We start from the raw sequence: 5,367 nt of genomic DNA on the forward strand, positions 1-5,367 counted from the left end.
ATGATCGGATAATAATCGTGATTGATTTGATCATTGGTCTAATGATTATCTATTTGATTTATCTGTCAGACGATTTTTCAAGAAGAATATGGCAATGCACAATTGAGTGGTGCCAATAAAAAATTAGACAACAATTTCAAATGGTTAATAAGATTTTTTGTGCGGGAGCAACCACAGTATTGGCAATAGCAACAGTAAATGATCGCTTTCTGCCTAAAATGCAGAAAAAACCTCACTGCTTCTTTATCTATCAATGGCACCGATGTGGTGCCATTTTTCATGGACTTAGTGCTGAAATCGAGCCATGCGTAGTTAACGGATAATCCCACGCGCTGAGCGAGAGAAAAAAGATTTATAAGGCTGAAGTATTTGCCATTCTCTGGCCAAAACCTCAATGTCCTGACTGACATCCGCCACCAACTTACCGGTATGATAAATAAGCTGATAGGCGTTTTGAACCGCCTGGCAATCATCACTATTCAACCAGTCGCCCCCCATTCCTGCTGCTCGGATACCCACCGGTACGGCGCGATTACCGCCCGCAATCACATAAGGGGGGATATCCTGCACCACGCAGGCACTTTCATTGACCAAGGCATGGGTGCCAATAACACAAAACTGGTGCACAGCACTGGCCGCGCAGATAATGGCAAAATTATCGACCTCTACATGTCCGGCTAATCCCACATTCGACGCCAATAAGCAGTGGTTACCGATAATGCAGTCATGGCCAATATGCACATGATTCATCAGACTATTGTCATTACCGATACGTGTTATACCCTGTCCTTGAACCGTGCCACGGTGTATCGTGACATTTTGCTGAATCAAATTGCGGTCGCCAATGATAACCTGGGTAGGCTCACCCTGGTACTTAAGATCCTGATTAACCTCTCCAATAGAGGAAAATTGTCCAATATTATTGTCACATCCAAGCTCGGTAATACCATTAATTACAATATGCGATTTAAGCACCGTGCCGGAACCAATAGTGACTTGAGAACCAATGTAACAAAAGTGACCAATCTGTACATTCGCACCAATCACCGCACCCTTCTCAATAATTGCAGAAGCCGAAACTATCGCGGTGTTATCAATCAAGCTATTTAACTCTCCAGATGGAGGACTCACATTACTACTTTGTGGGTAACTTCAGCGTCGACTAAGGACTAATCCATCCAGTGGTTTAATCAAATTTACAGCCATAAATGGTCATACAACGAAAAAAGGCCACCATAAGGCAGCCTCATTTTAATTCGATTATAAACTAGTTAAGCTGTGGTATGGGTACAAATGTACTGATTAGCCTGCTCACCATCAACCACCGCCAAACGGATTGGCAGCGCGGAAATATTGAGAGACGCAATAACTTGTTCCTGGCTGTTGGCATTTTGGAATATTAACGCCTCGCCCTGACCTTCTGGATTAACTTTTACAAACTGGAACACTGATTTATCAATGGTCAATTGCTGATTCGGGCCGTCTAACACTGCGGTCAGGCTGCCTCCTTCTTTCAATTTACAATCAAGATTTATCAATGAGGCCCCAGCGGCCTGAACCTGGTGCGAAATGCTACCTAAAGTAGCAGATATGCCGATGATAACAGCGGCCAACGTTGAATATTTCATTTTATTAAGTTTCTTGGTTAAATTTCGGCGTTAGTATGCCATATCTGGCGTCTGAATAGGCATCTGTTGTCTGACAGGCTTCAATATAAATTACATATATATCAATGGTTATCTGGCCCACTGCGGTTTATTCAAAATGTGGTCTTGCCAGTCGATAACCTCGCTCTCACGTACGGCAATATGGCGTACCGAGATCCGCTCACCGTGCATCGCAGATTTTGAACCGGCTAACAGTGGATGCCAACTCGCCAGGCCACGCCCCTCGCCCACCATCCGATAAGCACAGGTGGGTGGCAACCACTCAAACGTTACCAAATTCTCTCGGGTTAACTTGATGCAGTCTTCTTCTAATTCAAAGCGGCGCTCATAATTACGGCACTGGCAGGTTTTGAGATTGAGCTGATCACAGGCCACATTGGTGAAATAGATTTCATCCGTGTCCTCATCAATCAGTTTATTCAAGCAACATTGGCCGCATCCGTCGCACAGTGATTCCCATTCACTATCTGACATTTCAGCGAGTGTTTTTTGTTGCCAAAAAGGAAGTTGTGACATATCGGTATCCGGTGTGAATAAATGAGCGGGTCGTTATAGACGCTTTGGCGGTCAGATGCAAGTGTTGCCGCCCAGCCTAATGGCATAAGCGGCAGCGATGCTCTTAGATTATGCGGGTACTCAGCGTTTTACCATTTAGCATAACTTTCAGCATATCGCCTGATTTCATCGGCCCGACGCCCTGTGGAGTGCCCGTCAGAATGATATCGCCAGCACGCAAAGTAAAGAAACGGCTGATGTAACTGATTAGCGGAATAATGGGGGTGATCATATCACGCGTGTTGCCTTGCTGACGGACCTCATCGTTAATGATAAGCGATAAGTCAGCCTGTTGCGCATCACCAAACTCCGCCACCGGTATAAAACCGGAGATCGGGCAAGAACCGTCAAATGCTTTCGATTTCTCCCACGGCTGACCGGCCTTTTTCAAGCCAGATTGCAGCTCACGCAGTGTCAAATCCAATGCTACACCGTAACCGGCGATTGCGCGTGCCACTCGGTCTTCACTGGCTTGTTTTAACGGAGTACCGATCAAAACGGCCAATTCTACTTCATGGTGTACCTCACCGAACTCTTTCGGGATCGATACCGGCTGGCGAATATCGCATAGCGCTGTTTCAGGTTTAATAAACAGCACCGGTTCAGCTGACACAGTACTCCCCATCTCTTTAATATGTTCGGCATAGTTACTGCCAACGCAAACCACTTTACTCACTGGAAAATCCAGCAAAGCCCCTTGCCAGTCTCTATGTTGATACATACTGCCTCTCCTGAATTAACATCCTGTCTGAATTTACATCTTGATTGGCTCTGGCCGCAGCGACACAACCAAGGCATACCACGATTAGGTGTTCGCAGACATTATTGACTTACGCTATCTGCCATCATACCAATACTGATAGCGAAATAGTAAGAACGGTTCCAGTGCATAATGGTACGAAAATTATCATAAACCAGAAACGCCCGTCCTTGCACATCATCAGGTACGATGACCCAAGCCCGTAGATCTGAGTTGGCAAAGTTAGCGCCGGGTATCGCCATTACCCCGAGTTGCTGCCATTGGGCGACGCTTTTGGCTTGGCTGTCTTTTAAGCCCGCCAGCTTAATATCAAATCCTTCAGGCAGCGTCGCTTCCTGGCCCCAATCAACACCCGGTTTCCAACCTTCAGTAGACAGATAGTTAGCTGTAGAAGCAAAGACATCATCGATATTATTCCAAATATCAATTTTCCCATCGCCATCCCCGTCAGCGCCATAGGTCAGGAAAGAGCTAGGCATAAATTGACTCTGCCCCATCGCACCAGCCCATGATCCTTTCAACTCGGGGTCATCAACTTTGCCTTGCTGAATGATTTGCAATGCAGCTATCAGCTCTTTAGTGAAGAATGCCTCACGCCGTCCTTCAAATGCCATGGTTGATAAGGCAGAGATGACATCCTCTTTACCTTGAAACTTGCCAAACCCACTTTCCATGCCCCACAGCGCCACGATGTAACGCTCAGGCACACCATAGCGCGCAGTAACTTGTGATAACTGAGGCTGATAGCGCTGATAAATCTCTTTACCTTGCGCGACTTTCGCCTCAGTCAGAACTCTGGTCAGGTAGTCATCCAGTGTGACTTTCTTTTCTAACTGATTGCGGTCTGACTGGATGACTCGGTCAACAAAATGAATATTGGCAAACGCTTTATCAAGCGTAGCCTCGCGGATCCCCTTTGCACGAGCTTGGGCCTTTAATTGTTCGACATAAGCAGGAAACTGCGCCGGATCGCGCCCTTGCTGAGATAATGTCATTTTAGTACTGCTCTTGGCCGCAGCCGGTGGTGAATTCAGCATAGTTTGTGGCGCGGTTGCTGGTGTTGGGGCCGCAATCGGGGCCGCAGCATTTTTATTGGCACATCCCACTGAGATGAGCGTCACCAGAGCAACTGCAATCATTGACAATTTCATCGACGCATTCCTGTGTAAAACAACAACCAGAGAGGAAGCTGGAAATATAAAATCAACCGGGGCTGATACATGGACATCCACCTTAGTGGTTGTGATGGATGCCATCACGCTAGGCAGTTTTGATGAAAATCAACGTTATACGTTAGTATCGCCCAAGTGCATTTTCAACAAATTTTCGAGTGGCGGTGGGACTTGCAGATAAAAACCCTGCTCAATGAGTGCACTTTTTACCTTCTCGACATCCGCTGTCGCCAACGTTTTGCGTTCATTTAATGAAAGCAGCATCGCAAATTGCGGCTTGCCAAAACTGGTAAGTAATTCAGCCGGCACCCTGGAAAAATCATCTTTCTTTTCAATATATAGGTAGGTTTGATCCCGTTTCGGGCTTCTATAGATAGCACACAGCATGTTCTGGACTCTATTTGATGAATTCAATAATGAGACTGTATATACCCTAAATAATTCGAATTACAAGAAGGCGGCCAACGCACATGCAGCTTGAAGTATGACGGGTATAGTTAGCATAGTATTATAACACGCTAGCCTGGCTCAGATGCCTGGGATATCAATAGATATTGATGCCTATACTGCTAGCACAGGGATCAGATACCGCATATTGACGTTTATCATTTTCGGCGCGCCGAGGTGGGTAATGTTCTTGCTGTTGGCATTTAGCCTGCTTGTCGTTTTCCCGTTTTGCCGCTTCGGCATCTATCCGCGCTTTCTCCTCATCCAATTGCTTTTGCCATGACTCAGCACTTGGCGCCACCGATCCAAGCGCCTTACGTTTTTCAAGATAATCGGTGGGAACCTTACTGTCTTTTGGGATTTCGGCGTGATAGCCAAAGTCAGCCCATGTAGTAAATGCAACAGGTAAAGCCATAACACAGATAAATGATAGTGGGATGAAATTCCTTTTCATCGTTGATGTCCCTCAGATGGATTGATGCAGAAACCGCAAAATATCACAAAATGATTATCATTCTCAACATAGAATCATTAAAAATAGCACTGATTAGTGCCATTTATCACTCAGCTTTAATTATCCATGCCAGCGGCAATGTAGTGATACACAGATTACTGGGTGAGATTTCTCTGAAATAATAGTGTGAGGTATTTCACTAAGTCGATAATAACCACACTCAATATCTCTATTTCATCATCTTGAAAGTGATAATAATGGTGAGTCATTACTCTATTTTATAATAAACAAATTCATCTGATAAAAAAATGA

General features: G+C 45.3%; 7 protein-coding genes. All 7 read right to left on the reverse strand.

What is annotated here, in order from left to right; all coding sequences use genetic code 11:
• Positions 1–312: 312 nt before the first annotated feature.
• A complete protein-coding gene (gene lpxA / locus V1952_RS19795) occupies positions 313–1,101 on the reverse strand; it encodes an acyl-ACP--UDP-N-acetylglucosamine O-acyltransferase (RefSeq protein WP_372559894.1) in 789 nt (262 codons plus the stop codon).
• A 170-nt stretch (positions 1,102–1,271) separates the two neighbouring features.
• On the reverse strand, positions 1,272–1,628 hold the full coding sequence (locus tag V1952_RS19800; RefSeq protein ID WP_083158982.1) for a hypothetical protein: 357 nt from the start codon (positions 1,626–1,628) through the stop codon (positions 1,272–1,274).
• A gap of 108 nt (positions 1,629–1,736) precedes the next feature.
• Entirely contained in the window at positions 1,737–2,183 is a 447-nt protein-coding gene (locus V1952_RS19805; RefSeq protein ID WP_005190942.1) for a YcgN family cysteine cluster protein, read from the reverse strand.
• A gap of 103 nt (positions 2,184–2,286) precedes the next feature.
• Positions 2,287–2,943 (reverse strand): fumarylacetoacetate hydrolase family protein, encoded by a 657-nt coding sequence (locus V1952_RS19810; RefSeq protein WP_372558934.1) that lies wholly within the window; start codon positions 2,941–2,943, stop codon positions 2,287–2,289.
• A gap of 101 nt (positions 2,944–3,044) precedes the next feature.
• The gene (locus tag V1952_RS19815; RefSeq protein ID WP_420075381.1) at positions 3,045–4,133 is read right to left on the reverse strand and encodes a lytic murein transglycosylase; all 1,089 of its coding nucleotides are present in this window, start codon (positions 4,131–4,133) and stop codon (positions 3,045–3,047) included.
• A gap of 135 nt (positions 4,134–4,268) precedes the next feature.
• Complete coding sequence (locus tag V1952_RS19820) at positions 4,269–4,541, reverse strand: YcgL domain-containing protein (RefSeq protein ID WP_420075382.1); 273 nt, start codon at positions 4,539–4,541, stop codon at positions 4,269–4,271.
• 157 nt (positions 4,542–4,698) lie between these two features.
• A complete protein-coding gene (locus V1952_RS19825) occupies positions 4,699–5,055 on the reverse strand; it encodes a hypothetical protein (protein WP_372558931.1) in 357 nt (118 codons plus the stop codon).
• Positions 5,056–5,367 lie beyond the last annotated feature (312 nt).

The organism is Yersinia sp. 2542 StPb PI, assembly GCF_048593855.1.
GTDB classification, from domain to species: domain Bacteria; phylum Pseudomonadota; class Gammaproteobacteria; order Enterobacterales; family Enterobacteriaceae; genus Yersinia; species Yersinia enterocolitica_E.

Coding starts and splice junctions, on each gene's coding strand:
- V1952_RS19800 (WP_083158982.1), bottom strand. CDS start 1,628: ATGAAATATTCAACGTTGGCCGCTGTTATCATCGGCATATCTGCTACT.
- V1952_RS19805 (WP_005190942.1), bottom strand. CDS start 2,183: ATGTCACAACTTCCTTTTTGGCAACAAAAAACACTCGCTGAAATGTCA.
- V1952_RS19810 (WP_372558934.1), bottom strand. CDS start 2,943: ATGTATCAACATAGAGACTGGCAAGGGGCTTTGCTGGATTTTCCAGTG.
- V1952_RS19815 (WP_420075381.1), bottom strand. CDS start 4,133: ATGAAATTGTCAATGATTGCAGTTGCTCTGGTGACGCTCATCTCAGTG.
- V1952_RS19820 (WP_420075382.1), bottom strand. CDS start 4,541: ATGCTGTGTGCTATCTATAGAAGCCCGAAACGGGATCAAACCTACCTA.
- V1952_RS19825 (WP_372558931.1), bottom strand. CDS start 5,055: ATGAAAAGGAATTTCATCCCACTATCATTTATCTGTGTTATGGCTTTA.